This window comes from Nocardioides jiangxiensis (assembly GCF_030580915.1).
GTDB classification, from domain to species: Bacteria; Actinomycetota; Actinomycetes; order Propionibacteriales; family Nocardioidaceae; genus Nocardioides; species Nocardioides jiangxiensis.
On record NZ_JAUQTA010000001.1, the window covers coordinates 2235604 to 2261141 of the forward strand.

Sequence of the window (25538 nt, forward strand, 5' to 3'; positions counted from 1 at the left end):
TCTCGGCGTTCAGGCGCGGTCGGCCGTGTCCGTGATCGACCGGACGAACGTCGGCCACAGGCCGCGCGGGAGGTCGTGCCCCATGCCGTCGATGACGAGCAGGTCGGCGCCGGCGGCGCGGGCCGTGGCACGGCCGCCCGACACGTGCACCATCTTGTCGGCGCGGCCGTGGATGACGGTCATCGGCACGGTCACCGAGGAGAGGAGCCGGGTACGGTCGGGCTGGGTCAGCACCGCCATCATCTGGCGCATCACGCCGGAGCCCGAGATGCCGCGGTCGTAGGTGTCGAGTGCCCGTGCGCGCACCTCGTCGAGCCCGGTCGGGTAGCCCGGCGACCCGATGAAGCTCCAGAAGGCGGCCGTCGACTCGGCGTACGCCTCCCGGCCGCGTCCGGGAGACCGCAGCAGCCGGGGGAGGAGCGAGGGGTGCTGGAACCCCACGCGCCGCGACCCCGTCGTCGACATCACCGACGTCACCGACCGCACCCGGTCGGGGTGCTCGAGGGCCATGGTCTGCACGATCATGCCGCCCATCGACATGCCGCAGACGTGGGCGCTCCCGATGCCGAGGTGGTCGAGGACGGCGATGCCGTCGGAGGCCAGGTCCGACATCGAGTACGGCGCCTCGACGGGCCGTCCCAGGAACGCCTTGACCAGGTCGCCGCGTGCCACCCGGCCCTCACCGCGGAACGAGCGGCCCGTGTCGCGGTTGTCGTAGCGGATCACGAAGAAGCCGGCCTCGACCAGCGCCTCGCAGAAACCGACCGGCCACCAGATCATCGGGCCGGACAGGCCCATCACCAGGAGCAGGGCGCCCCGTGGAGCGTCGGCCAGCGTGCCGAAGGTCTGGTAGCAGAGCTCCTGGCCGGGCCCGACGGGGGCGAAGAGCTCCGCGGAGACGGCGATCGGTTCAGTCACGCTTCCCAGTGAAGCACCACGGCCCGCGACGATCGTCGCGGGCCGGGCTGAACGAGCGGTGTCGGGCTCAGTGACCGAAGTCGATGCCCGAGTAGGCGCGGAGCTTGCCGAGGCGGTGCTCGGAGGTGATCCGGCGGATCGTCCCCGACCGGCCGCGCATGACCAGCGAGTCGGTGGTCGCGCCGCCGGAGCGGTAGCGGACGCCCTTCATGAGCTCGCCGTCGGTGATGCCGGTGGCGACGAAGAAGCAGTCGTCGCCCGTGACCAGGTCCTCGGTGTGGAGGACGAAGTCGGGGTCCAGGTTGTGGCCGGCGTCGATGGCGCGCTGGCGCTCCTCGTCGCTGGTCGGCCAGAGGCGGCCCTGGATGGTGCCGCCGAGGCACTTCATCGCGCAGGCCGTGATGATGCCCTCCGGGGTGCCGCCGATGCCGAGCAGCAGGTCGATGCCGGTGTCGGCCTTGGCCGCCATGATGGCGCCGGCGACGTCACCGTCGGAGATGAACTTGATCCGGGCGCCCGCCTCGCGGATCTCCTCGGCGATCTTGTCGTGGCGCGGGCGGTCCAGGAGAACGACGGTGACGTCCTCCTTCGCGGTGCCTTTCGCCTTGGCGATGAGGCGGATGTTCTCGGCGACCGGGAGCCGGATGTCGACGACGTCGGCCGCCTCGGCACCGGTGACCAGCTTGTCCATGTAGAAGACGGCGCTCGGGTCGTACATCGAGCCGCGGGGCGCGGCGGCGAGCACGGCGATGGCGTTGTTCATGCCCTTCGCGGTGAGGGTGGTGCCGTCGATCGGGTCGACCGCGATGTCGCACTCCGGTCCGGTGCCGTCGCCGACCTTCTCGCCGTTGAACAGCATGGGCGCCTCGTCCTTCTCGCCCTCGCCGATGACGACCGTGCCGTTCATGCTGACGCTGGAGATCATGACGCGCATCGCGTTGACGGCCACGCCGTCGGCGCCGTTCTTGTCGCCCTTGCCGACCCAGCGGCCGGCGGCCATCGCCGCCGCCTCCGTCACCCGCACGAGCTCGAGGGCGAGGTTGCGGTCGGGTGCTTCGGGGTTGACGCTCAGGTCGAGGGGGGCGTTCATGCCGCAGATGTTATCGGCCCGTGACCGCCACCCGACCCCCGACGCGCGCCCGTGGGCTCGCCTTGCGAGGATGGGCCCATGGCCCAGGGAAGTGCGCGGTACGAGCGCAGTGCCGCCGGCATGGTCGGCGCGATGATCGTCACGCTCCTCGTGATCCTCGCCTTCGTGGCGTTTCGCGCGCTCAACCGCGAGCAGCTGTCGGTGCAGCCGAACCAGGTCGACTACCTCCAGGTCGTCAAGGACCTGCAGGGCGCTGGCGGGGTGGACCCCGCCTACCCCGAGCGGCTGCCGAAGGGCTGGATCGCCACCCGCGCGGTGTACAACGCGAGCAACTACGCGTGGGAGCTCGACGTGCTCACCGCCGACGGCAAGTACATCGGCCTGCGCCAGGCAGCCGTGCGGGACCGCGACCTGCTCGAGGACTACGGCTACGACGAGGTCAAGCAGGGGCCGACGGTCGACATCGGAGCCATGGTCTCGCCGGAATGGAAGTCCTGGTCGTTCAAGGGCCACAGCGGCGACACCGTGTACACCACCGCTCTCGGGCTGCAGTGGGGGGACGAGCCCAACCCGGCGCGCGAGCTCGGCAAGGGCCAGACCGTCCTCGTCTTCGGTTCGGCCCCGGCGACGGTGATCCGGGACTTCGCGGCCAGCCTCGTCCAGGACCCGCGGGCGAGCTGAGTCAGCCCTGCTCGCGGTCGGCGACCACGTCGTCGAGCCGCTTGCGGGCCCCGTCGAGCCACTCCTGGCAGCGCTGGGCCAGGGCCTCGCCGCGCTCCCAGAGGGCCAGCGACTCCTCGAGGGTCGTGCCGCCGGCCTCGAGCCGGTGCACGGTCTCGACGAGCTCGTCGCGGGCCGCCTCGTAGGAGAGGTCGGCGACGGGGGTCTCAGGCATGGTCAGGTCCTTCACTGGCGGAGTCGGGGATGTGGTCGGCGGCGACGGTGGCCGCGATGCGACCGTCGCTCACCCGGATGCTGAGGGAAGCGCCCGCCTGCACGCCGACGGTCGTCGTGACGACGTGGCCCGCCGTGTCCTGGACGACGGCGTAGCCGCGCTCGAGGGTGGCCAGTGGTGAGAGAGCCCGCGCCCGCGCCCGCTGGTGGCCGATCTCGTCGGCCGCGCGGTCGAGGCGGTGCGTGAGCGTGCGCCGGGCACGCTCGACGAGCGCCACGACCTCGGCTGAGCGGTTGTCGAGGAGCGAGTGCGGGGCGGCGAGTGACGGACGGGAGCGCACCATGTCCAGGCGTGCCTGTTCGGCGGCCACACGGCCCTCGATGGCGCGGCGCAGCCGGGACCGGGCGCCGTGCAGCAGGTCGACCTGCTCCGCCATGTCCGGCACGACGCGCTTGGCCGCATCGGTCGGGGTGGCAGCACGGACGTCGGCGACCAGGTCGAGCAAGGGCTGGTCCGGCTCGTGGCCGATCGCGGAGACGACCGGGGTGCGCGCCCTGTGCACCGCCCGGATGAGCGTCTCGTCGCTGAACGGCAGCAGGTCCTCGACCGAGCCGCCACCGCGCGCGATCACGATCACGTCGACGTCGGGGTCCTTGTCGAGGCGCTCCAGCCCGGCGATCACCTCCGGGGCCGACCGCGTGCCCTGCATCGCGGCGTACGCGATCTCGAACGAGACCGCCGGCCAGCGGCGGCGTGCCACCTCGAGGACGTCGCGCTCGGCGGCCGACCCGGGAGCCGTGACCAGGCCGACCTTCGACGGGAGGAAGGGCAGCGGCCGCTTGAGCGCGTGGTCGAAGAGTCCCTCGGCGGCGAGCAGCTGGCGGCGCCGCTCGAGCCGGGCGAGCAGCTCGCCGAGGCCGACCATACGGATGTCGCGTGCCTGCAGCGACAGCGTGCCCCGCGGCGCGTAGAAGGTCGGCTTGGCGTGCACGATGACCGAGGCGCCCTCGACGAGCGGCGGGTTGAGGCTGTCGAAGAGCACCCGCGAGCAGGTCACGGAGATCGAGATGTCCGCGATCGGGTCGCGCAGCACCAGGAAGACGGTGGCCATGCCCTGGCGGCGGCTGACCTGGGCGACCTGGCCCTCGACCCACACCGCTCCGAGGCGGTCGACCCATCCCGAGATCGCCTGGGCGATCTGCCGGACCGGGGCAGGAGCCTCCGGGGACGTGTCGAGAGCCATGCCGCAACCCTAGGTGTTGGCGCCGACAACGCCCGTTCTGGTCGCTAGCCTTTCCGCCATGGCTTCTTCCGACATTCCTCCCACCGACCTCAACGAGTCGGGCGGGTCGTTCTGGCGCCGTCGCAAGGGCGTCGAGCTGACCATCGAGGAGGCGAACGACCGCGCGTTCGCAGCCACCGCCGCGGCCGAGCGTGCCCAGCAGCTCCGGCTGGCCGCCGAGCGCGCCGCCCAGGAGCAGTCGGCCGAGCGGATCGCCTCCGAGCAGACCGCCGCCGCCGCGATCCTCGCGCGTCAGGAAGCGGAGGCGCGCGCCACCACCCTGGCCGAGCGGGCCGAGCAGGCGTACGCCGCCCGCGAGGCCGCGGAGCGCGCGCTCGTCGACCTCGCGCGCGAGCGCGAGCAGGGCGAGCTCGAGATGCAGGCCCACCTCGAGCAGCTCCAGGCCCAGGTGCGGGCCGCCGAGGCAGCCCGGGCGCAGGCCGAGAAGGCCACCGCCGACCTGACCGAGGCGCGCCTCCAGGCCGAGGCAGCCGTCGCCGACGCCCAGAAGGCCCGTGCCGAGGCCGACCAGGCCGCCGCGGAGCAGGCACGCCTCGTCGCGCAGGCCCACGAGGCCCGCGTCGCCGCCGAGCAGGCCCTCCAGGAGCTCACCGAGCAGGCGCACGCCCAGGAGCAGCTCCGCCTCGCCGCCGAGGCATCCGCCACGGAGGCTGCCGAGCGTGCTGCGCAGGCGGCCGAGTCCGAGGCGACCGCCCGTGCGTCGGTCGCCGAGCTCGCCGACGCCACCCGCACGGCCGCCGACGCGCGTGTCGCCGCCGATGCGAAGGCTGCGGAGCACGCGGACGCGGCGGCTGCCGCCCACCAGGCCCGCACTGTCGCCGAGGCGGCTGCCGCGGCGGCTGCCAAGGCGCGCACGGCTGCCGAGCAGGCGGCGTCCGCGCAGGCCGAGGCCGCGGCGAAGGCCCACGCCGACCGCGAGCTGGCGGAGAAGGCCGCCGTCGACCAGGCCGCGCTCGCCGAGCACGCCCAGTCGCAGCGCGAGGCTGCCGAGCAGGCGGCGACCGAGCGTGCCGAGGCCGCTGCTGCCGCGCTGGCCGCCGAGGAGGAGGCGCACGCCAAGGTCGCCGGCCTCGCGGACCAGCTCGAGGCCGCGACCGCCGCCCGCACGGCGGCAGAGGCTGCCGCCGAGGAGCAGGCGCAGGCACGCACCGCCGCCGAGCAGGCCGCGACCGAGGCCGCTGAAGCGCGGGCTGCTGCCGAGCAAGCCGCTCAGGCGGCTGCCGATGCCGCGGCCGCGGCGGCGGAGGCCCAGCGCGAGGCGCAGGAGGCAGCCAAGGCCGAGATCGAGCGGGTCCAGGCGGCCGCCGCCGCCGAGGTCGAGCGGATCCAGGCCAGCCTCACCGAGCAGGCCAGCGCCACCGATGCCGCACACGCGGCACGGCTCGAGGCCGAGGCTGGTGCTGCCGCCTCTGCGGAGGCGCGTGCGGCTGCCGAGCAGGCCCTCGAGGAGAAGACGGTCGAGCGCAGCAAGGTCGAGGCGACCGTCCTGCACCACACCGAGGTCGCCCAGGATGCGCTCGGCGCACGCCGTGACGCCGAGGTGCGCGCGGCCCAGCTGGCCACCGAGCTGCAGGAGACCCGCGACGCCTACCTCGCCCACGTCCAGCAGACCCACGGCTGGTTCCGCACCCGGCTCCTCGTCTTCACCGTCGTGCTGCTGCTCGCGGCGCTCGCCGCCGCCGTCGCCGGTGGCTGGCTGATCGGCCAGGACGGCAAGCTGCCGTACGCCGCGGGTGCGATCGCCGGCGCCGTGGTGCTGGCAGGGCTGGCAGCACTGGGCCGCACCGGCCCGCGCGGTCGCGACTTCGACAGCTGAGCCCCGTCGTCCGCCTGAGCCCGCGAATCATCAGGGCCACAGGCGGACGACCCCGGATCAGTAGACTGGCCGGCATGAGCGCTGACCTGGGCCTGCCGCCCGTCCTCACGCCCGACGAGGCCGACAAGGCGGTCCGCCTGGCCGCCCCCCGCGGCTACTGCGCCGGCGTCGACCGCGCCGTGATCACGGTGGAGAAGGCGCTCGACCTCTACGGAGCGCCGGTCTACGTGCGCAAGGAGATCGTCCACAACAAGCACGTCGTCGGCGACCTGGCGGCGCGCGGTGCGATCTTCGTCAACGAGCTCGACGAGGTCCCGCAGGGTGCCACGGTCGTGTTCTCGGCCCACGGCGTCAGCCCGGCCGTGCACGCGGAGGCGGAGCAGCGGCAGCTCAAGACGATCGACGCCACCTGCCCGCTCGTCACCAAGGTCCACCTCGAGGCGGTCCGCTTCGCCAAGGAGGACTTCGACATCCTGCTGATCGGCCACGCCGGCCACGAGGAGGTCGAGGGCACGATGGGCGAGGCGCCCGACCACACGCAGCTCGTCGAAGGTCCGTGGGACGTCGAGAAGATCGTCGTCCGCGACCCGTCCCGCGTGGTCTGGCTCTCCCAGACGACCCTGAGCGTCGACGAGACGATGGCCACGGTCAAGGCCATCCGTGAGCGCTTCCCCGAGCTGCTCGACCCGCCGTCCGACGACATCTGCTACGCCACGCAGAACCGCCAGCTCGCGGTCAAGGAGATCTCGCCCGGCACCGACCTGGTGATCGTGGTCGGCTCCGCCAACTCCTCCAACTCGGTTCGCCTGGCGGAGGTGGCCCTGGAGGCCGGCGCCCGCGCGGCGTACCGGATCGACGACGCTTCCGAGATCGACGAGGCGTGGCTCGACGGCGTGTCCACCGTGTCGGTGACCAGCGGCGCGAGCGTGCCCGAGGAGCTGGTCCAGGGAGTCATCAGCTTCCTGAAGGCCCGCGGCTTCCCCGACGCCACCCAGGTGCACACGGCCGAGGAGTCGCTGATCTTCGCCCTGCCGCCGGAGCTCCGCAAGGACCTGAAGGCTGCCGAGCAGGCGGTCCGCTGATGGCCCGCTACATCGACCTCCACCCGGAGAACCCGCAGCCGCGGGTCATCGAGCAGCTCGTCGAGATGCTCAAGGACGACGCCCTCATCGCGCTGCCCACCGACTCGGGCTACGCCCTCGTCTCCCGCCTGGACAACCACGACGGCAAGGACCGGATCCTGTCGATCCGGGGCCTCGACGACAAGCACCACTTCACGCTGCTCTGCAAGGACTTCAGCCAGCTCGGCACCTTCGTGCACGTCGACAACCACGTCTTCCGGGCGGTGAAGGGCGTGACCCCGGGTCCCTACACCTTCATCCTCGAGGCCACGCGCGAGGTGCCGCGGCGCCTCATGCACCCGAAGAAGAAGACCGTTGGCGTCCGCATCCCCGACCACGCGATCGTGCACGCGCTCGTCGAGGCGATGGGGGAGCCGTTGATGGCCTCGACCCTGATCCTCCCGGGCGAGACCGAGCCGCGGTCGATGGGCTGGGACATCAAGGAGGAGCTCGACCACCTCGTCGACGCGGTCGTCGAGGCCGGTGAGTGCCCGGCGGTGCCGACGACCGTGGTCGACTACTCCGACGGCACGCCCGAGGTCGTACGCCGCGGGGCGGGAGACGCCGACCGCTTCGAGGCCTGAGCCCGGCGCGGCCGGGCGAGCCCGGCGGCGATCCGCTTGCGCCGGATCTGCAGGAACGCCAGGCAGGCCGCGTAGCCGAGGACGAGCGCCCACGAGTGGTGCGCCAGCCCCGAGAGCGTCGCCTGGACCAGGCCGTCGTCGGCCCGGGCGATCACCGAGGCGTCGTCCGCCGCGATCGCCAGGAAGAGCCCGAGCATCAGCAGCGGCGGCGTCACGCTGATCGGGAAGAAGTCGCGCGGGTGCACCCGCAGGGCCAGTGCCGGGGCGATCAGCACGAACCCGATGTCGAAGATGATCCCGAGCCCGCGACCGATGACCAGGTCCAGGGCCGTCACGGTCAGCGTGAGCGCGACACCGAGGAGCACCACCCGGCGCGCCGATTCGGTGCCCTCGTCCCAGATCGTCGGAGCGGCGGTCACACGGTCACGGTAAGCCCCGCCACCGACACTCTCCGCGCTGACCCGCCGCTCAGAGCAGCACGAGGGCCAGGACGAGGGCCACGAGCACGACCAGCGCGACGACGGCCAGACCTGTGCCGGAGGACCCCTCACGGATCAGCTCGGGGTACGCCGCGTCGCCGGTCGGCGGTGCGCTGACGTCGACCACCTCGGCGGGCGCGCTCACGTCGGTGACCCGGTCGGGCGCGCTCGGGTCGATCACGGGGTCGGTCTGCGGTGCGTCCGGCACCGCGATGCCGCGCCCCGCGAGTCCGCGGAGGCGGGCCTCCTCGGCGGCCACCTCGTCGAGGAACGCATCGACCTCGCCCATGTCGTACCCCTCGCGCAGCCGCACGGGCGTGAAGCGCGGCGAGGGCAGCGCGCCGGGCACCGGCGCAGAGCCCGTGACCGCTGCGTCGAGGGCGGCCAGGGTCTGCTTGACCAGGTCGAGGTGCTGGTCGACCTCGCCCATGTCGTACCCCTCACGGAGCCGCACGGGGGAGAAGCGGACGCGGTCGACGTCGATGTTCGCCATGCCGCCACCGTAGCCGGAGGCCGGCGGGCTCAGTCGGCGATGTCGACGATGACGGGCGCGTGGTCCGAGGGAGCTCCCGCGAAGACCGTGGGGTCGCGCTCCTCGCGGTCGATGAAGGCACCGGTGACCCGGGACGCGAGGGGCGGCGAGCAGATCGCGAAGTCGATCTTCAGGCCGCGGTCGCGCTCGAAGCGCTGCCGGTAGTAGTCCCAGTACGTGTAGCCCGCCGCGTGCGAGCGCGTCACCTCGAGCCACCCGTCCTCGCCGAAGGCCGCGAACGCGTCGCGCTCCGCCGGGGTCACGTGCGTGGAGTTGCGGAACTGCGAGACGTCGAAGACGTCCTCGTCCGTGGGGCAGATGTTCCAGTCGCCGACCAGGGCGGTCGGCACCGAGGACCACTCTCCGGCGGCGGCGCGCAGGGCCGCCAGCCACTCGAGCTTGTAGGCGTAGTGCGGGTCGTCGGGCTTGCGTCCGTTGGGGACGTAGAGCGACCAGACCCGCACCCCTCCACACGTCGCGCCGAGTGCGCGCGCCTCCGAGGCGTCCTTGAAGGTCGGCATCCCCTCGAAGCCCACCGTCACGTCCTCGAGGCCGACGCGGGAGACGATCGCGACGCCGTTCCACTGGTCGTAGCCCACGGCGGCGACGTCGTAGCCGAGCATCTGCAGCCCCATCAGCGGGATCTGCTCCTCCTTCGCCTTCGTCTCCTGGATGGCGAGGACGTCGATGTCGTGGCGCTGCAGGAACGCCTCGACGCGGTCGATGCGGGTCCTGAGCGAGTTGACGTTCCAGGTGGCGATGCGCATGACCACGAAGCCTAGAGGCGGCTCAGTCGACGAGCGTCGCCAGGATCCGCCCGCAACGCTCGGCCATCTCCTGGACGCCGCGGTCGGGGTGGCGCTGCCACCAGTGGACGACCGCGGTGACGGCGCTCATCCAGATGCTGGTGAGGATCTCGCGGTCGTCGGCCTCGAGCGTCGCAAAGCGCTCCAGGCTGGCGACGCCGCGGCTGGCCTGCTCCGCGATCGTGCGGCGTTGGTCGCGGACGGCGTCGCCCGCCGTGGTGCCGCCGGGGGCGGTGCGGTCGGTGAGGACGTTCCAGTCCTGCTGGCGTCCCTCCAGGCCCTCGAAGATGGCGGTGAGCGTCGCGAGGGCCATCGCCTCCGGGCCGAGGGGAGAGGTGATCACCTTCTCGATCCGCTCGGCCAGGTTGACGCCGGCACGGGAGGCGCACGCGGCGTACAGGCCGTCCTTGGAGCCGAAGTAGGTCAGCACCAGCGCCTTGCTGACCCCTGCGCGCGTGGCGATCGCCCCCAGCGATGCGCCCGCATAGCCCTGTGCGCCGAACTCCTCCCGTGCTGCGTCGAGCAGCAGGGCCTCCCGCTGGTCGCGGGGCAGCTTGGCGGGGGAGCGGTCCGATGTCACCGGACGAGACTACTCACGTCCGGCGGTGACGGCAGCGGCCATGGGGCGCCGGGCGGGGTCGTCGTTCGCGGGGAGTACCGGACGGCCGTCGACCGGGTTCCAGCCCGGCGGGCCGAAGACGTAGCCGAGCCGGGCCCGGAGGCCGCGCGCGGCGCGGACGTCGCGCCAGATGTTGCGGTACTCGCCGTACTCGAGCTCGAGGAGGTTGTAGGTCCCGACTGGTGAGGTGAGTCCGTAGCGGGGCGTGAAGACCTCGGGCTGGAAGGTGCCGAAGATCCGGTCCCAGATGATCAGGATGCCGCCGTAGTTGCGGTCGAGGTAGATGTCGTCGGAGCCGTGGTGCACGCGGTGGTGCGAGGGGGTGTTGAAGACGTACTCGATCGGCGCCCACAGCCGGCCGATCCGTTCGGTGTGGCTGAAGAACTGGTAGACGAGGTTGGCGCCGAAGACCACGTAGATCATCCACGGCTCGAAGCCGAGGAGGGGAAGCGGCAGCCAGAAGATCGCCTCCGACCAGGGGTTCCACTTCTGGCGCAGTGCGGTGCCGAGGTTGAAGTACTCGCTGGAGTGGTGTGCCTGGTGCGCCGCCCAGCCGATGCGGACGACGTGCGAGAAGCGGTGGTTGCAGTACCAGGTGAAGTCGGTGACCAGCAGCAGGAGTGCCCAGCTCCACCAGGTGACGGGGAGGTGCCAGGGCGCCACCTCCTGCCAGAGCCAGACGAAGAGCACGAGCGTGATCGTCTTGAAGAAGACCATCGCCACGAGGGCCCCGGCGCCCATCGACAGGCTGGTCCGGGTGTCGACGGGCAGGTAGCCGCGCTCACCCGCCGCCGCGCGGTCGTTGCGCGCGTCCCAGGCGTAGAACGCCGCCTCGACCGCGATGCAGGCGGCGAAGACGGGGAGGGCGAAGAGGATCGGGTTCTCGATCGCGTGCCAGACGGCGGCGAGGTCCATGGGCATGACTCCTTCGTTTGACCGATCGGTAAATTAACCGATCGGTCAAACGAAGGTCAACGCGGAGAGAGCGGCCTCACAGGGAGGGGTCGACGAGGATCTTGGCGTGCGCCTCCGGGTCGCCGAGGTCGGTGAACGCCTGGGTCAGGTCGCCGAGTCCGACCGTGCCTGTGTGCAGGGGCGACGGGTCGACCTTGCCGCTCGCGATGAGGTGCAGCGCGTGCTGGAACTCCTCGGGGTCGTACGCGAAGACGAACCGGATCTCGTGCTCCTTGTTGAGCGCGAGCGTCGTGCGGACGGTGTCCGGCTCCATGCAGACGCCGACGCCGACGATCCGGGAACGCACGGGGGCAGCCGCGAAGATCTGGTCGAGGATGCCGGGCACGCCGACGCACTCGAAGACGACGGGTCCGGCGGGAGCGGCGCCCAGCTTCTCGCCCGCTCGCATGACCCGGCCCCACGGCAGCAGCGGCACCTTGCGCATGGCGCCGATGGCGGAGAGGCCGAAGTCGGCGAGCTCGGTCACCGAGCCCACCGGCCCCTTCAGCTCGTACGCCGTCCACGGCGACTGCTCGCGCGGGTCGACGACGACCGTCGCGCCGCACCGTCGCGCGAGCTCGCGCCGGGTCGGGGAGAGGTCGGAGGCGACGATCGTCTTCACGCCGGACGCCTTGAGCATGAGGATCACGGCGAGCCCGATCGGCCCGCAGCCGATGACGATCGCCGGACGCCGGCCCACCTCGCCACGGCGCACCGCGTGCCACGCGACGGCGAGCGGCTCGGTGAAGGCGGCCTTGTCGTCGTCCACGCCGTCGGGCACCGCGAACGCGAAGGCCTCCTGCACGAGCAGGTACTCGGCGTATGCGCCGGGGGCGTCGACGTCGAAGCCGGTCATGTGGATCTCGTCGCCGTGCTTGACCATCGGGACGGCGACGACGCGGGTGCCCGTGGTCCAGCTGCGCTTCGTCTTCGGGCCGCGCGCGACGAGCTCGCCGACGAACTCGTGGCCCATCACGACCTGCTGGGCCGGCGACATGATCGCCTCGTAGCCGAGGTCCCGGCCGAGCGCGTGGAGGTCGGCGGTGTGGGAGCGTGCGTGCAGGTCGGACCCGCAGATCCCGGCGCGTACGACGCGGAGCAGCAGCTGCCCCGGTCCGGGGGTCGGCACCGGCAGGTCGGTGACGCTGAACTCGCCCTGCTGGACGACGGCGGCCTTCATCGTGGACATGGCCGCAGCCTAGGGGTGGCTGTCGAGGGGCGTCAGGGCGCAGCGGTCACGGAGCCGGGGGAGGTGCGGCGCGGAGGAAGCCGGCGACGGCGTCGACCATGCGCTCCCTGGAGTAGCGCGGCGGGTCCTCGAGGATCAGTCGCCCGAACTCCTCGGCCATCACCAGCACGACGTGGGAGAGGATCCGGCTGTCGACGTCGGGGCCGCCGCGCAGCTGGATGCCGGTCTCGATGCCGGCCTCCAGGTAGCCGCGGATCAGCTCGCGGGTCTCCTCGATCCGGTCGCGGACGACGGCGGGTGCTCCCCGCGTCACGCCGAGGACCGGGCGCCACACGTCGGGGTCGGCCACGACCTGCTCGATGAGCCCGTCGATGGCGGTGACGATCCAGGTGTCGACGTCCTCGGGCGTGCCCGACTCGACGAGCACCTGCATCGCCTGGGCGAGCGCGCGGTTGCGGGTGCGGTCCAGGAGGGCGTGGAGCAGCGGCTCCAGGCCGTCGTACGCGCTGTAGACGACCGGCCGGGTCACGCCGGCCTCCTTGCTGATCGCCTCGATGGTGACGTTGTCGAAGCCGTCGCGGGCCAGCACGGTCAGCGCGGCGTCGAGCAGCTGCTCGCGACGCTCGTCGACGGGCACGCGCGCGGCGTACTTGCGGCGCGGTGTCTGTGACGCTGTGTCTCGGCTCACGTCCACAAACGCTATCCGTGACGCCGTGTCGCGTGCGAACCTACGGCCCTGTAATAAATTCCTACGCCGTCGTAACAAACGGCCGTTCGAAGGGAGTGCCGGATGCTCGGCCTCAAGACCCGCGCGCAGCTCATGAAGCAGTACGAGCCGATGGCCGACTACGGCTTCCTCGGCCCGGACTCGGTGTCGTGGAAGGTGTGGGGCCATCCCACGTCGTACGTCCTCGGCTTCGTGCGCGCGGTGACCATCGAGCACTTCGACCCGAACCTCGCGGCCGCCGTCATCCAGTCCGGCGGCGTGAAGTACCGCCCCGCGACCCGCTACGGCCGCACGCTGCGCTACTTCGGCCTCCAGCTCTTCGGTGGCGCCGAGCAGACCTGCAAGGCTGCCGACGTCCTGGTCAAGGTCCACTCCAAGGCGATCGGCCACGACCCCGTCACCGGCGGCACGTACGACGCCAACGACGGTGGTTCGCAGCTCTGGATCCACGTCACGGCGTGGCACTCGATCCTCAAGTGCTACGAGATGTTCGGCCCGGGCAAGCTGACCGAGGACGAGGAGAACCGCTTCTGGGAGGAGATGCGCGAGGTCGCGAAGCTGCAGACCATCGACCCCGACCTGGTCCCGACCACGCGCGAGGCGGTGCACAAGTACTTCGAGGACTGGCGCCCGCGTCTGGCTGCGTCCGAGGGCGCGCAGGACATGATCAAGTTCATCCTGCCGATCGACGTGGCGCTGCCGGTCGACGCCCCTCAGTGGCAGAAGAAGGCGCTCGCCCCGGCCATCTTCCTGCTGAGCAAGGCGGTCATCTCCACGTACCCGAAGTACATGCGCGACATGGCGGGCCTCCACCAGGGCCGTCTGACCGACGCCGCGGTGCGCCTGCCCGTCAAGGCGATGCACTCGCTCCTGTACAGCAGCCTCAACATCCGCCTCGCCTTCATGAACTTCATCGCGCCGCAGGCTGTCCCGGTGGCGGCGCCGGCGATCCTCGGCATCGCGCCGCTCTCGGACAAGGTCTGGGAGGTGCGTGAGGCGCAGGCGCACTTCGGCTTCGACATCCCGTCGGAGGCGCACCAGGACGTCCGGGAGAAGCAGCGCAAGCGCGTCTTCGAGGAGGGTGTGAAGCCGTCGGACGAGGGCCTCGAGGAGTCGCAGGCGCACATCGGCTCGATGGACGTGCACAACGCCGCGAAGCTCGGCGCCTGACCTTCGACGAACCAGACAACGCCCCCGGAGCCAGCCTCCGGGGGCGTTGTGTATCTCGTCGGCAGGTGCGGTCAGCCGCGCGTGATGCCGTCGTCGATCATCTGCTGGAAGTGCGCCTCGACCGACTCCGCGGCCGGACGGAAGGTGACGCCGAGCTCGCGCGTCGTGCGGCTGGCATCGAAGGCGAGCGGGTAGCCGACGTTCTTCGCGATGAAGGCGCGGGTCTGGCCGATGAACGGAGCGACCAGCCAGGCGCCGGCCTTGGGCGCCTCGAAGAGCGGGAACGACGGCCGGTAGCCGAACTTCGCCCGCAGGATCCGGCTGATCGTCAGCATCCGGATCGACTCGGAGTTGGTGAGGTAGCGACCGTGGGCGGCGGGCGTGAAGCCGGCGGCGATGTGGGCGCGCGCGACGTCGCGCACGTCGACGACGCCCAGCCAGAGCCGGGCGGTGCCGAAGGTCTGGCTGTGGTCGGTGAACATCGCCATCGTCGTCATCGAGCCCGAGACGCTGACCTTGGTCAGTGACGGCCCGAGCACGAGGCCGGGGTGGATCGTGACCAGGTCCCAGCGGTCCTGGGCCGCCTGGCGCTCCCACGCCGCGCGCTCGGCGACGGTCTTGGAGAAGGAGTACGGCTGGTGCTCGAGGCTGCTCGTGGTGTTCCAGTCGGCCTCGGTGAAGGTCTGCTTGCCGCGCATCTCGACCGCGTCGCCGTAGATCGCCACGACGCTGCTGGTGAGCACGACGCGCTTCACCGACGGCGTCGCGTCGACACTGGCCAGTACGTTCTTGGTGCCCTCCAGGGCCGGCTCGACGAGGTCGGCGTACGCGTCCTTGACCTTGCCGACGAGGAACGGCGACGCCGTGTGGATGACCAGCTCGCAGCCCGTCATCGCCTCGGCGTAGCTGCCCTCGTCGAGGAGGTCGGCCCGGTGCAGCGTGAGCCGGCCGGGGTGGGCCTCGCTGAGCGCATGGAGGTGCTCGAGCCCGGTCGCCTTGTCAGGGTTGCGGACGGTCGCCCGGACGGTGCGGCCGTCCTCCAGCAGGTAGCGGACGATCCAGCTCGCGACGTAGCCGCTGCCGCCCGTGACGAGGACGGGGGCGGACGGGTCGATGGCAGTCATGCGAGCACGGTAGCAAGATGTTGCAACACCGAGTTACACAATGCGTACGCGCAGGGTTGCGGGTTTGCCGGCACTGACCACGGGGCACTGCGCGCCCATGGCACCCGGCATCGTCCTCATGGTCATCGGCGGCATCTTCGCCTTCGCGCTCAAGGCCGACTCGACGTGGCTCGACACCGACATGCTCGGGCTCATCCTGATGCTCGGTGGTGTGGGGTTCATCGTGCGGTCGCGCATGGCGCGCCGTGAGGTGGTCACGCGCGAGGTCGTGCGGCACCCCGGTCCCGTGGACGCCTCGGCGCCCGAGGATGTGGTGGAGCAGACCGAGGTCGTGCGGCGCCTCGACTGAGCGACTGCCGGCGTGACTGCCGGCCGGGCGTCAGTCGCCCAGGCTGTGGCGGAGCCAGTGCGGCATCGGGCTCTTGGCGATGGCCACGCAGAAGGTCAGGCAGAGGGCGAAGAAGCCCAGGACCCCCTTGGCGATCGCGATGCCCGTCGAGGTCTCGTCGATGACCGAGACGACGGTCATGCCGACGATGAGGGCCTGGATGCCGATCAGGACGAACGCCTGCCACGTCACGGGGACCAGCAGCTGACCGAGGTTGCGGCGGTCGAACCAGTAGTGGACGTGCTGCGTCATGGCGGAGACCTTTCGTCGGCTCGTCGTTGGGCCTGAGCCAACCGTGGCACAAGTCACGTCGTCGCGCGACGCTTGCCACACCGGAAGTTCGTCGAAGTCAGTCGTCCTGGCCGACGTAGCGCCACCGCGGCGCCGGGCCCTTCAGGATCGCCATCCACAGCAGGGGGAGGAGGGCGAACGCCGACGCGGCGCCGTACGCAGCCCCGGCCAGGACCGAGGGGGTCGCGCCGAGGGCGCCGCCGAACGCGAGCGGGACGACGACGAGCGCGAGGGCCAGCGCCCAGCCCTGCCAGGTGATCGGCGTCCAGCCGCGGCCTCGTGGGGTGCGGGCGAACCAGTTGTGGCGGGTCATCGTGGACTCCTCTCGGCAGCACGGGGTGGCGGTCTCTCCGTCGGGACCGCCTCAGCGCCTCGTACTCTGCGTCCCTCCTGTTCCGCGGAGCCGTCGGCCAGAGACGGCCGGGGTAACTCTTTGCTCACGGCCCAACGCGGCTCACGGGCCAACAGGTCCGTGAGCCCTGGTGCCCTGGACTGCGTGTCCCGGGCATCGGTCCGTCCCGGAGGTGCGATGCTCGCGGTCGTGACCGACCTCCGGATTCCCCGCGACCGCACCGACGACTACTCCGCCGAGGCGATCGGCGCGCGCCAGGACCTCCTCGCGGCCGCGACGGGCACCGACCAGCCGCACATGCGGCACTACTCGCTCGACCCGCAGTCGCTGCCCGGCAACATCGAGAACTTCGTCGGCGTCGCGCAGGTGCCGGTGGGGCTCGCCGGCCCGCTGCTGGTCAACGGCGAGCACGCGCAGGGCGAGTTCCTCGTGCCGCTGGCCACGACGGAGGGCACGCTGGTCGCGTCGTACAGCCGGGGCATGAAGCTCTTCCGTGAGGCCGGCGGCATCACCGCGACCGTCCTCGACGACAAGATGCAGCGCGCTCCGGTCTTCTCCTTCGACTCCGCGCGCGAGGCGCGGGCGTTCGGTGAGTGGCTGACCGAGCACTTCGACGAGATCGCCGCCGCCGCGGAGGCGACGACGACGACCGGCAAGCTGCTGGAGATCCAGCAGTTCTCGGTGTCGAAGCTGCTCTACACCCGGTTCAACTACTCCACGGGCGACGCGGCGGGGCAGAACATGACCGGCAAGGCGACCTTCGCCGCCTGCGCCTGGATCAAGCTCAACTACCCCGGAGAGCTGCACTTCGTGCTCGAGGGGCAGTTCGCCACCGACAAGAAGACGTCGGTCGTCAACATGCTCCACACCCGCGGCAAGCGGGTCGTGGCCGAGGCGACGCTGCCCGCTGCGCTGGTCGAGAGGCACCTCAACGTGTCGACCGACAAGCTCTTCGCGGCCCGCCTCAAGGGCCAGCTGGGCTCGATCATGTCGGTCACCAACAACAACGGGAACCACTCCGCCAACGGCATCACGGCGATCTTCATCGCCACCGGGCAGGACGTGGCCAACGTCGCGGAGTCCTCCGCGCTCTACGGCTTCACCGAGCTCCTCCCGAACGGCGACCTCTACGTCTCCGTCACCCTGCCGTCGCTGATCATCGCGACGTACGGCGGAGGCACGGGACTCGCCACCCAGCGGGAGGGCCTCGAGATCATGGGCTGCTACGGCGCCGGCAAGGCCCGCAAGCTCGCGGAGATCATCGCTGCGACCGTGCTCGCCGGCGAGCTGTCGCTCGGCGCGGCCGTCGTCGCCGAGGAGTGGGTGCAGGCCCACGACGACCTGGGGCGCAACCGGCCGTGAGGCGGTAGCGGCGCGCGGTCCGTGAGAGCCGTCGTACGCCGTAGAATTCCGCCCTGTGTCCCTCACTATCGGAATCGTCGGTCTCCCCAACGCGGGCAAGTCGACGCTCTTCAACGCGCTGACCAAGAACAACGTGCTCGCGGCGAACTACCCGTTCGCGACGATCGAGCCGAACGTCGGCGTCGTGGGCGTCCCCGACCCCCGCCTGGCCGAGCTGGCCAAGATCTACGGCTCGCAGAAGCTGCTGCCGGCGACGGTGGAGTTCGTCGACATCGCCGGCATCGTCCGGGGTGCGTCGCAGGGTGAGGGCCTGGGCAACAAGTTCCTCGCGCACATCCGCGAGGCCGCCGCGATCTGCCAGGTGACCCGCGTCTTCCGTGACGAGGACGTCACCCACGTCGACGGCAAGGTCGACCCGGGCTCGGACATCGAGACCATCCAGACCGAGCTGATCCTCGCCGACATCGAGACGGTCGACCGTGCCGTCGTCCGCCTCGAGAAGGAGGCGAAGAAGAACAAGGACCTCGCCGCCAACCTCGAGGCCGCGCTGGAGGCGAAGGCTGCCCTCGAGGCCGGCACGCCGGTCATCGCCACGAAGATCGACCGCACGCTGCTGCGCGAGCTGTCGCTGCTGACCGCGAAGCCGTTCATCTACGTCTTCAACTGCGACACCGACGAGCTGGCCGACGAGGACCTCAAGGCGAAGATGCGCGACCTCGTCGCGCCCGCCGAGGCGATCTTCCTCGACGCCAAGATCGAGTCCGAGCTCATCGAGATGGAGGACGACGAGGCCCTCGAGATGCTCAACGACCTCGGCATCGAGGAGTCGGGCCTCGACCAGCTCGCCCGCGTCGGCTTCGACACGCTCGGCCTGCAGACCTACCTCACCGCCGGCCCGAAGGAGGTGCGCGCCTGGGAGATCAAGAAGGGCGCCACCGCCCCCGAGGCCGCCGGTGCGATCCACACCGACTTCCAGAAGGGCTTCATCAAGGGCGAGGTCATCGCCTTCGACGACCTGATCGCCGCTGGTTCCGTCGCCAAGGCCCGCGAGCTCGGCAAGGTGCGCATCGAGGGCAAGGACTACGTCATGCAGGACGGCGACGTCTGCGAGTGGCGCTTCAACGTCTGAACGAACACGCACCACGACCCCGGCAGCCACCTCGGCAGCCGGGGTCGTTCTGCTCCGGGCACGGCGACGTGTGCGGGCACGTGCACGCGTCACGAGCGACTACCGTCGATGGCGTGGAGTGGGAGTTCGAGGGCGAGGTCATCGAGTGGCGCGGGCCGTCGCCGTACTTCTTCGTGGCGATCCCGCTCGACGAGAGTGACGAGCTGCGGGAGGCCGGGCGGGAGCTCGTCTACTGGGGCCAGGTGCCGGTCCGGGCGCGCATCGGCGAGACCGAGTTCCGCACCGCGACCTTCCCGTACGGCGAGCAGTACGCGCTGCCGCTGCGTGTGGCGATCCGGCGGGCAGAGGCACTCGAGGTGGGTGACCTCGTGCGGGTGTCGCTCCGGTTGGGGAGCCGCTGAGCCCCACGCGCAGGGCCGGTCCAGCGTGAGGAGCGTGGCGCTGCGGGCTGTCGCCGCCGGCGGCGCGCTGGCCGTGGCGGCGTCCACGTGGGTGGCCGCGGTGGCGGCGCCGCTGCTCGTGGTGGCGCGGCCGGGGCGCCCTAGCGGCTGAAGGTGAGGTGGACGGTGCCGCTCTCGGCGGTCTCGGCGGTCACCTCGTAGCCCGACTCCAGGCCGCGCAGGTCGTCCCAGAGACGGATGCCGCGGCCCAGGAGGATCGGTGCGATCGCCACGTGCAGCCGGTCGACCAGGCCCGCTGCCAGGAACTCGCGGGCCACCGTCGCGCCGCCGCCGACACGCACGTCCTTGCCGCCGGCCGCCTCGGTGGCCAGCGCCAGCGCCTGCTGCGGCGACGCGCTGACGAAGTGGAAGACCGTGCCGTTGGCGAAGCTGATCGACTCCCGCGGAGTGTGCGTCAGCACGAAGACCGGGCAGCGGAACGGCGGCTCGTCACCCCACCAGCCCCGCCAGTCGGGGTCGTCGGGGAAGGTGTGCAGGCCGAACATGCCGGCGCCCATGACCTCCGCGCCGATCTCCTCGAAGTACGTCGCGGCATAGCGGTCGTCGACGCCGGTGGTGCCCGACCCCGAGGTGTCGCCCAGGACCCGCTCACGGAAGGTCCGTGTGGCGACGTAGGCGCCGGTCAGGCGGGGCCAGTCGTCGCCGAAGGGCTTCTCCGGGGTCTGGTCGGTCGTCGTGGCGAACCCGTCCAGGGAGATGTTGAGGTCGACGCGGACTGCCATGCTCTGATCATGGCGTACGACGAGGTGCTGGCGGACCGGATCCGCGACGTGGTCGCGGGGACTCCGGACGTGTCGGAGAAGAAGATGTTCGGCGGTCTGGCGTTCCTCGTCGGGGGCACCATGGCGGTCGCCGCCAGTGGCCAGGGCGGGCTCATGCTGCGCTGCTCGCCGGAGGAGAGCGACGCCCTCGTCGCCCGCGGCGCCGAGCGCGTCGTCATGCGCGGCCGCGAGATGGCCAACTGGCTCCGCGTGGTCGAGGCCGTCGACCTGGACGAGGACACGTTCGGAGACTGGGTCGAGACCGGCCTGGCGTTCGCCCGGTCCCAGCCGCCGAAGTAGGTCCTCAGGACTTCTCGGCTGCTGCCTTGATCCGCTCGAGGGTCTCGGCCATGCCGGCGCGCATGGTCTCGCTGAACTGCTCGGTGCCACCCATGAAGCCGTCGGTCAGCTGCTGCGAGAGGTCGGAGATCCCGTCCGGGGCCTCGCGCTGCTGGTGCAGGAGGGTGCCGACCTCCGACGGCTCGAGCACGAAGCGCCAGGTCACCCAGTTCTCCTCGATCCGGAAGGCGACCTCGCGCGGCGCGTCGTACGCCGTGATGGTGGCGTGGGTCGTCCAGTCGAGGCCGTTGCCCAGCGTGTTGCGGTTGGTGAACTCTGCTCCGAGCGCGACCTCGTCGAACCCGCTGCGGAGCCGGACGGAGGTGACCTGAGGGCTCCACTCCGGCATGCGGATCACATCGCTGACGAGCCGCCAGACATCGTCGACGGGTGCGGCGATCTCGATCGCGGCGGACAGCTCGGGAACGTCGTTGCGGGTCACACGAGCACTGTAGGGAACCGGCGCTCAGGCAGATGACGGATCGAGCCACTCCGTGGGCGCGAACTCGCGGCCGTAGTCGGCGCACGCCTCGTTCTCGCAGCGTCCCTGCGTCTCGAAGGTGATGCCGGCGTTGCCCGTGCGGGCGACGAGGGCGGCGTCGTCGTCGGTGAGGTGTCCGCCGCGGCGCAGCGGCTGCCCACAGGTCGGGCAGAGGGGGTCGTCAGCCATGCCTCGACGGTACGCCGACAGCCGCCGGCGCGCATGACTGGCCAGCAGATCCAGGGGCCATCCGGTTCAGCGGCCACGCGTGGCGCTTGGGCCGCGGCGGCAGGATGGCCGCATGGCCAAGAAGACGTGGAACGACCTGAGCCCGACCCAGCAGAAGCTCGTCATCGCGGCGGGTGTGGTGGAGACGTTGCTGACCGGCTACGTGCTGCGCGACCTCGGCAAGCGGTCGAAGGAGCAGGTCCGCGGCCCGAAGCTGCTGTGGCGCGCAGGGTCGGTGGTCCAGCCGGTGGGGCCGCTGGCCTACCTGGCCTTCGGTCGTCGCTGACCGTCCCCTGCGTGCCGCGGCGGGCCGTCAGTCGCGCACCCGGCCGCGTCCCGGCGCCGGACGCCAGGGCGCGCGCGGCTCGGAGGGCCACCGGCGCGGCCCGGTCCACATCGACGGCGGTGCGTCGAGCTCGCGGCACAGCGCGAGGGCGGCGGCGTCGTAGTTGACCCGCCATCCGCGGAAGTGGGGCCAGGCCTCCTCGTCGGTCACGGTGACCGGGTAGTCGACCGAGCGCAGGGCTGCCGTCGCTGCGACGAACTGCTCGTAGGTCACCGAGACCGGCGTCGCCTCGGCGTCGATCGAGCGCTGCGACGGAACGGGGAGCTTGAGCGTGCGCGCCATGTCGTCCAGCGTCGTGAAGCCCATGCGGAGGGCCAGGCGCGCGTTGATCTTCGGCTCCGCGTCGGGCGAGAGGGCGAGGTGCAGCGCCGCTGCGTCCATGACGGCGATGAGGGAGGTCAGCCAGTGCGAGTCGACCCGGGGCGACCGCAGCCGCAGCAGTGCCGGGTAGGTGGCGTGCGACTCGGCGACCTCGGCAGCCCAGCGCTCCCAGCGCACGAAGAGGTCGTCCAGCACCTGTGCCGTGTCGCCGCCGCCCATGCCCCAGTGCGTGCGCAGCAGGATCTCCGGTCCCCACGCGGGCAGGCCGGCCCGGGAGACCAGCAGGCTCACCTCGGTCTCGCGCCGGTTGAACCCGGAGTAGAGCGTGGGCAGGTAGCCGATCTGGAGGCCGACGACGACCATGCCGGTGAAGCCCGCGAGGTAGGCGAGCACCTGGCCGTCGCCGCCGTGCGGGACGGCGAAGCCGAGCGTGAACATCGACGAACCGGCGTCGCGCAGGGCGTCACCGACGTGTCCGTCCGTGTCCGGCAGCATCATCAGCGCGTAGCCGAGGACGAGGAGCCCCATCCACACCGTCAGCCGTACGACGAGCGCGAGCGGCGCCTGCCAGCCGAGCACGCGGTCGCGTCGTTCGAACGAGCGGACCGGACCGAGCGCGGCCAGGAAGGCCCGGTCGAGGAGCCCGTCGACGGCCGAGGTGATCCAGGAGTCGACGCGCCGGGGCACGACGAGGGCGCCGATGATGCTGATCGACGTCCCCGCCACGAGCACGAGCCCCGCTGCGAAGCAGATCCAGACGGTCATGTCCGTATTCAACCGGAGGTGCAGCGTCCACCGGGCCGGGTCCGGCCGCCGCCGACCGGTGGGACGTCGCGCGGGGATTCGCTGTGGCGCCGGTCACGTCGCGTGCTTTGATGGCCGCCATGACCGTGCAGCACGAATCGACGGACGTCATCGAGGTCCGTCACATGCTCAGTGACTGGGATCCGATCGGCTACTTCGCCGCCAACGGCATCTACCCCGACGAGTACGAGGCCCTCATCCAGCCGCTCCTGACCCGGCTGTCGCACACCGCCAGGCGCGACGACATCGTGGCCTACCTCGACCACGAGCTGCACCACCACTTCGGCGCCTTCCCCGACGAGGCCCGTGTCGTGGAGTTCGCCGAGCGCCTCCTGCGCTGGTACGCCGCGCGCGGTTGACCGCGCTACCGTCGGATCCATGCCCGTCGTGCCCCCTCCGGTCATCGCCCTCGGCTTCGCCGGCGTCCAGCGCCTCCTCGCCCCGAAGGAGGACGCCGGAACGGCGCGCAAGCTCGCGGCCTCCGTGCTCGCGGCCGGCAGCGTGGCGCTGGCCGGCGCCGCGGCGCAGCGGTTCCGTGCGGCGCAGACGACGGTCCACCCGCTGCACCCGGAGCGGGCGACGACCCTGGTGACCGACGGCCCCTACCGGCGCACCCGCAACCCGATGTACGTCGGCATGGCCGGTGCCCTCGCGGCGCACGCGCTCGGCAGGGGCGGGCTGGCCACCTGGCTGCCGGTGGCGGCGTTCGTGGTGACGATCGACGAGCTCCAGGTCCAGCCCGAGGAGCGTGCGATGGAGCGCAACTTCGGCGCGGAGTGGGACGACTACGCGCTCCGCACCAAGCGTTGGCTCTGACCGGCGGAGCCAGCCCTCACTCGTTGACGAGCACCGTCACGCCGGCAGCGGCGGCGACGGCCTTCCCGGCGTACGCCGCCGGCACGCGGACGGTGAACCGGACGCGCTCGTCGGGGGAGCCGCTGTGGGGTGCTTCCTCCTCCTCGACGGTGTGCTCTGTCCAGCGTCCCTCGCCGAGGTAGGCGCCCTTCGCGTCGTAGAAGGCGGCGAGCACCTGGAGCTCGAGGATCTCGCTGACGTCGCTCGTGACGTCGAGCTCGCCGCTGGCCGCCCTGCCGTCGAAGCGCAGGTGGTGGGTGGCGAAGCGGTCGTCGAAGCGTCCTGCGACCCAGGCCAGGGTGCCGTGCGCCGGGTGGGCCTCCCGGAGGCCGGCCAGGTCCGGCTCGCCCGAGGGCGCCGGGAGACCGGGGAACGACGTCTGCACGGTCGGCGTGGTCTCCTCCGGTGCGCCGTCGGCCGAGGAGCAGGCGGTGGCACCTGTGGCGAGGGCGAGGACCAGGACGGTGGTGGCGAGCTTCTTCATGGTGTCCTCCGGGGGAAGCGCAGGTCCCGGGCCGGTGTGCGCCGGCCCGGGACCCATGGGTGCCTGGTCAGGGCTTGACCTTCAGGCCGGCCGCCTTGGCCATGATCGGGAAGAGGTCGGTGTTGTCGATCTCAGCCGCGATCGCCTTGCTGCCGGGGCCGTAGGCGAAGATCGGCACGTCCGCGCCGGTGTGGTTGCCCGAGAGGTAGGTCAGCCACAGGCTCGCGGCCGCCGACCCGTCGGTGACTCCGGCCGCGTCGTCCGGCGTGCGGAAGGTGGCGGGGGCGAAGTTGTTGGCGTTGGTCGCGCCGGGGGCGTTGAGGATCCCGGTCGAGCGCGTGGCGTCCTTCGAGCCGCCGGTCGGGCGGGCCAGCAGTGAGCTGTTGGCGGTGTTGCCGCCGTCGGCGTTGGCCGGCGGGGTGGTCGCCTCGGCGTTGGTGAAGGTGCCCTTCTCGATGATGTTGAAGCCGGCGCACTCGTGGTCGGCGGTGACGATCACGGTGGTGTTGCCGTCCGCCTTCGCGAAGTCGTACGCCGCCTTGACCGCGTCGTCGAACGCCTTGATCTCCTCGAGGGTCTGCGCGGCGTCGTTGGCGTGCGAGCGCTTGTCGATCAGTGCGCCCTCGACCTGCAGGAAGAAGCCCTTGCCGCCGGTGGCGGCACTCTTCGCCTGCAGCAGGTCGATCGCCTTGCGGGTCATGTCGGCGACGGTCGGCTCCTCGGCCTGGACCGAGGCCGGGTTGTCCTGCTTGAACTTCTCGATGGTCATGTTGCCCTTGTTGAACAGGCCGAACACCTTGCTCCCCGTCGCGCCGGCCAGGTCCGACTTCGTCGCGACGGTCTGCGACGCCGGCGACCCGAGGACGGAGTAGCCCGACGCCTTCAGCGCATCCTCGTCCGCTGCGTCGAAGCGGGCCAGGCCGCCACCGAGGATGACGTCGGCGGTGTTGTTGCGCGCGATCTGGTCGGCGATCGGGGTCACCCGTACGTCGCTGGTGGGCAGCGCGGTGCCGGTGATCGTGGTGTCCTGGCACGCCGCCGCGGAGTACGCCGGTCCCTGGCAGCCGCGGGCGAGGGCGTGGCTCATCTGGCCGGCCGGCGTGGCGTCGGTGACCTCCGCGGTGGAGACGTTGCCGGTGGCGAGCCCGGCCTGGTGCGCGGCCTCCATCAGGGTGGCCTTCACGGCGCCCTTGGCATCGACGCCGAGCGCGGCGTTGTAGGTCTTCACGCCCGAGGACCAGGCGGTGGCGGCCGATGCCGAGTCGGTCACGAGGTTGGGCGCGAAGTCGGCGGAGCCGGGCTGGCCCGAGTTCTTCTCGACCGAGTACGTCGACACCTGGCCGACGACCGGGAGCTTCTCCATGTTCAGCTTGCCGTGGGCGCCGTAGAAGCGCTCGCGGCCTGCGGTCACGTGGGTGCGGCCCATGCCGTCACCCAGCAGGTAGATCACGTTGTGCGGACGCGGCGTGGCCGCGTCGGCGCTGCCCACGGCGGCGAGGCCGGCGCCCGTGGTTCCCGCGACGAGCGCGAGCGAGGCCGAGGCGATGCGGAACGGGACGTGCATGTCGGTTCTCCCGGGATCACAGCCCGACCCGGATCTCGGGGCGGG

General features: G+C 71.5%; 33 protein-coding genes. 13 read left to right on the forward strand and 20 right to left on the reverse strand.

Annotated elements, in window-relative coordinates:
• Positions 1 to 9: 9 nt before the first annotated feature.
• Together Q5722_RS10940 and glpX are read right to left on the reverse strand one after the other, a co-directional pair.
• On the reverse strand, positions 10 to 918 hold the full coding sequence (locus Q5722_RS10940) for an alpha/beta fold hydrolase (protein ID WP_305028238.1): 909 nt from the start codon (positions 916 to 918) through the stop codon (positions 10 to 12).
• A 67-nt stretch (positions 919 to 985) separates the two neighbouring features.
• The gene (glpX, locus tag Q5722_RS10945; protein WP_305028239.1) at positions 986 to 2008 is read right to left on the reverse strand and encodes a class II fructose-bisphosphatase; all 1023 of its coding nucleotides are present in this window, start codon (positions 2006 to 2008) and stop codon (positions 986 to 988) included.
• Positions 2009 to 2086: 78 nt separating this feature from the next.
• On the opposite strand from glpX, the gene Q5722_RS10950 reads away from it, so the two are divergent.
• Positions 2087 to 2689: a DUF4245 family protein gene (locus tag Q5722_RS10950; RefSeq protein ID WP_305028240.1), complete on the forward strand. Its 603-nt coding sequence runs from the start codon at positions 2087 to 2089 to the stop codon at positions 2687 to 2689.
• 1 nt (position 2690) lies between these two features.
• Here Q5722_RS10950 and Q5722_RS10955 read toward each other — a convergent pair whose 3' ends face one another.
• Positions 2691 to 2903 carry an exodeoxyribonuclease VII small subunit gene (locus Q5722_RS10955; protein WP_305028241.1) on the reverse strand — a complete coding sequence of 71 codons (213 nt, stop codon included), beginning with the start codon at positions 2901 to 2903 and terminating at the stop codon, positions 2691 to 2693.
• A complete protein-coding gene (xseA, locus tag Q5722_RS10960) occupies positions 2896 to 4146 on the reverse strand; it encodes an exodeoxyribonuclease VII large subunit (RefSeq protein WP_305028242.1) in 1251 nt (416 codons plus the stop codon). Before xseA ends, Q5722_RS10955 begins: the two co-directional genes overlap by 8 nt.
• Positions 4147 to 4204: 58 nt before the next feature.
• On the opposite strand from xseA, the gene Q5722_RS10965 reads away from it, so the two are divergent.
• The 3 genes from Q5722_RS10965 to Q5722_RS10975 all read left to right on the forward strand — a co-directional run bounded on the left by Q5722_RS10965 (position 4205) and on the right by Q5722_RS10975 (position 7727).
• Positions 4205 to 6022 (forward strand): coiled-coil domain-containing protein, encoded by a 1818-nt coding sequence (locus tag Q5722_RS10965; RefSeq protein WP_305028243.1) that lies wholly within the window; start codon positions 4205 to 4207, stop codon positions 6020 to 6022.
• Between the two features lie 74 nt (positions 6023 to 6096).
• Entirely contained in the window at positions 6097 to 7104 is a 1008-nt protein-coding gene (locus tag Q5722_RS10970) for a 4-hydroxy-3-methylbut-2-enyl diphosphate reductase (RefSeq protein ID WP_305028244.1), read from the forward strand.
• Entirely contained in the window at positions 7104 to 7727 is a 624-nt protein-coding gene (locus Q5722_RS10975; protein WP_305028245.1) for an L-threonylcarbamoyladenylate synthase, read from the forward strand. The genes Q5722_RS10970 and Q5722_RS10975 overlap by 1 nt, the downstream gene beginning before the upstream one ends.
• Here Q5722_RS10975 and Q5722_RS10980 read toward each other — a convergent pair.
• From Q5722_RS10980 to Q5722_RS11010, 7 genes are all read right to left on the reverse strand, one after another.
• On the reverse strand, positions 7661 to 8146 hold the full coding sequence (locus tag Q5722_RS10980) for a DUF6542 domain-containing protein (protein ID WP_305028246.1): 486 nt from the start codon (positions 8144 to 8146) through the stop codon (positions 7661 to 7663). The two genes, Q5722_RS10975 and Q5722_RS10980, sit on opposite strands and share 67 nt — an antisense overlap.
• Before the next feature lie 49 nt (positions 8147 to 8195).
• Positions 8196 to 8699, reverse strand: coding sequence for a DivIVA domain-containing protein (locus tag Q5722_RS10985; protein ID WP_305028247.1), 504 nt, complete (start codon positions 8697 to 8699; stop codon positions 8196 to 8198).
• A 29-nt stretch (positions 8700 to 8728) separates the two neighbouring features.
• Positions 8729 to 9505 (reverse strand): exodeoxyribonuclease III, encoded by a 777-nt coding sequence (locus Q5722_RS10990; RefSeq protein ID WP_305028248.1) that lies wholly within the window; start codon positions 9503 to 9505, stop codon positions 8729 to 8731.
• Positions 9506 to 9527: 22 nt separating this feature from the next.
• Positions 9528 to 10124 carry a TetR/AcrR family transcriptional regulator gene (locus Q5722_RS10995; RefSeq protein ID WP_305028249.1) on the reverse strand — a complete coding sequence of 199 codons (597 nt, stop codon included), beginning with the start codon at positions 10122 to 10124 and terminating at the stop codon, positions 9528 to 9530.
• 9 nt (positions 10125 to 10133) lie between these two features.
• Positions 10134 to 11078, reverse strand: coding sequence for a sterol desaturase family protein (locus Q5722_RS11000; protein WP_305028250.1), 945 nt, complete (start codon positions 11076 to 11078; stop codon positions 10134 to 10136).
• Positions 11079 to 11154: 76 nt separating this feature from the next.
• Entirely contained in the window at positions 11155 to 12306 is a 1152-nt protein-coding gene (locus tag Q5722_RS11005; protein WP_305028251.1) for a zinc-binding dehydrogenase, read from the reverse strand.
• 46 nt (positions 12307 to 12352) lie between these two features.
• A complete protein-coding gene (locus Q5722_RS11010) occupies positions 12353 to 12994 on the reverse strand; it encodes a TetR/AcrR family transcriptional regulator (RefSeq protein ID WP_305028252.1) in 642 nt (213 codons plus the stop codon).
• Positions 12995 to 13096: 102 nt separating this feature from the next.
• Between Q5722_RS11010 and Q5722_RS11015 the strand changes: the two genes are divergently transcribed.
• Entirely contained in the window at positions 13097 to 14203 is a 1107-nt protein-coding gene (locus Q5722_RS11015) for an oxygenase MpaB family protein (RefSeq protein WP_305028253.1), read from the forward strand.
• A 71-nt stretch (positions 14204 to 14274) separates the two neighbouring features.
• On the opposite strand, the gene Q5722_RS11020 is transcribed toward Q5722_RS11015, so the two are convergent.
• Positions 14275 to 15327: an NAD-dependent epimerase/dehydratase family protein gene (locus Q5722_RS11020; protein ID WP_305028254.1), complete on the reverse strand. Its 1053-nt coding sequence runs from the start codon at positions 15325 to 15327 to the stop codon at positions 14275 to 14277.
• Positions 15328 to 15424: 97 nt separating this feature from the next.
• Between Q5722_RS11020 and Q5722_RS11025 the strand changes: the two genes are divergently transcribed.
• Positions 15425 to 15676, forward strand: a complete 252-nt coding sequence (locus Q5722_RS11025; RefSeq protein WP_305028255.1) for a hypothetical protein — start codon at positions 15425 to 15427, stop codon at positions 15674 to 15676.
• A 30-nt stretch (positions 15677 to 15706) separates the two neighbouring features.
• On the opposite strand, the gene Q5722_RS11030 is transcribed toward Q5722_RS11025, so the two are convergent.
• Positions 15707 to 15967: a hypothetical protein gene (locus Q5722_RS11030; protein ID WP_305028256.1), complete on the reverse strand. Its 261-nt coding sequence runs from the start codon at positions 15965 to 15967 to the stop codon at positions 15707 to 15709.
• 97 nt (positions 15968 to 16064) lie between these two features.
• A complete protein-coding gene (locus Q5722_RS11035; RefSeq protein ID WP_305028257.1) occupies positions 16065 to 16319 on the reverse strand; it encodes a hypothetical protein in 255 nt (84 codons plus the stop codon).
• A 183-nt stretch (positions 16320 to 16502) separates the two neighbouring features.
• Here Q5722_RS11035 and Q5722_RS11040 point away from each other — a divergent pair, with 183 nt between their 5' ends.
• From Q5722_RS11040 to Q5722_RS11050, 3 genes are all read left to right on the forward strand, one after another.
• A complete protein-coding gene (locus tag Q5722_RS11040) occupies positions 16503 to 17720 on the forward strand; it encodes a hydroxymethylglutaryl-CoA reductase (protein ID WP_305028258.1) in 1218 nt (405 codons plus the stop codon).
• A gap of 55 nt (positions 17721 to 17775) precedes the next feature.
• Entirely contained in the window at positions 17776 to 18849 is a 1074-nt protein-coding gene (gene ychF / locus Q5722_RS11045) for a redox-regulated ATPase YchF (protein WP_305028259.1), read from the forward strand.
• 113 nt (positions 18850 to 18962) lie between these two features.
• Positions 18963 to 19250, forward strand: coding sequence for a DUF1905 domain-containing protein (locus Q5722_RS11050; RefSeq protein ID WP_305028260.1), 288 nt, complete (start codon positions 18963 to 18965; stop codon positions 19248 to 19250).
• A 140-nt stretch (positions 19251 to 19390) separates the two neighbouring features.
• Here Q5722_RS11050 and Q5722_RS11055 read toward each other — a convergent pair whose 3' ends face one another.
• Positions 19391 to 20032 carry a dihydrofolate reductase family protein gene (locus Q5722_RS11055; protein ID WP_305028261.1) on the reverse strand — a complete coding sequence of 214 codons (642 nt, stop codon included), beginning with the start codon at positions 20030 to 20032 and terminating at the stop codon, positions 19391 to 19393.
• A 9-nt stretch (positions 20033 to 20041) separates the two neighbouring features.
• Here Q5722_RS11055 and Q5722_RS11060 point away from each other — a divergent pair, with 9 nt between their 5' ends.
• Positions 20042 to 20371: a TfoX/Sxy family protein gene (locus tag Q5722_RS11060; RefSeq protein WP_305028262.1), complete on the forward strand. Its 330-nt coding sequence runs from the start codon at positions 20042 to 20044 to the stop codon at positions 20369 to 20371.
• Between the two features lie 4 nt (positions 20372 to 20375).
• On the opposite strand, the gene Q5722_RS11065 is transcribed toward Q5722_RS11060, so the two are convergent.
• A complete protein-coding gene (locus tag Q5722_RS11065) occupies positions 20376 to 20852 on the reverse strand; it encodes an SRPBCC family protein (protein WP_305028263.1) in 477 nt (158 codons plus the stop codon).
• Between the two features lie 24 nt (positions 20853 to 20876).
• A complete protein-coding gene (locus Q5722_RS11070) occupies positions 20877 to 21080 on the reverse strand; it encodes a hypothetical protein (RefSeq protein WP_305028264.1) in 204 nt (67 codons plus the stop codon).
• Between the two features lie 112 nt (positions 21081 to 21192).
• On the opposite strand from Q5722_RS11070, the gene Q5722_RS11075 reads away from it, so the two are divergent.
• The gene (locus tag Q5722_RS11075) at positions 21193 to 21405 is read left to right on the forward strand and encodes a PLDc N-terminal domain-containing protein (protein WP_305028265.1); all 213 of its coding nucleotides are present in this window, start codon (positions 21193 to 21195) and stop codon (positions 21403 to 21405) included.
• Positions 21406 to 21432: 27 nt separating this feature from the next.
• On the opposite strand, the gene Q5722_RS11080 is transcribed toward Q5722_RS11075, so the two are convergent.
• A complete protein-coding gene (locus tag Q5722_RS11080; protein ID WP_305028266.1) occupies positions 21433 to 22551 on the reverse strand; it encodes an MFS transporter in 1119 nt (372 codons plus the stop codon).
• 119 nt (positions 22552 to 22670) lie between these two features.
• On the opposite strand from Q5722_RS11080, the gene Q5722_RS11085 reads away from it, so the two are divergent.
• Both Q5722_RS11085 and Q5722_RS11090 read left to right on the forward strand, forming a co-directional pair.
• On the forward strand, positions 22671 to 22949 hold the full coding sequence (locus Q5722_RS11085) for a hypothetical protein (protein WP_305028267.1): 279 nt from the start codon (positions 22671 to 22673) through the stop codon (positions 22947 to 22949).
• Positions 22950 to 22968: 19 nt separating this feature from the next.
• Positions 22969 to 23406 carry a methyltransferase family protein gene (locus tag Q5722_RS11090; protein ID WP_305028268.1) on the forward strand — a complete coding sequence of 146 codons (438 nt, stop codon included), beginning with the start codon at positions 22969 to 22971 and terminating at the stop codon, positions 23404 to 23406.
• A gap of 16 nt (positions 23407 to 23422) precedes the next feature.
• On the opposite strand, the gene Q5722_RS11095 is transcribed toward Q5722_RS11090, so the two are convergent.
• Complete coding sequence (locus Q5722_RS11095; RefSeq protein ID WP_305028270.1) at positions 23423 to 23929, reverse strand: hypothetical protein; 507 nt, start codon at positions 23927 to 23929, stop codon at positions 23423 to 23425.
• Between the two features lie 67 nt (positions 23930 to 23996).
• On the reverse strand, positions 23997 to 25493 hold the full coding sequence (locus Q5722_RS11100; protein ID WP_305028271.1) for an alkaline phosphatase: 1497 nt from the start codon (positions 25491 to 25493) through the stop codon (positions 23997 to 23999).
• Positions 25494 to 25538: the final 45 nt, after the last annotated feature.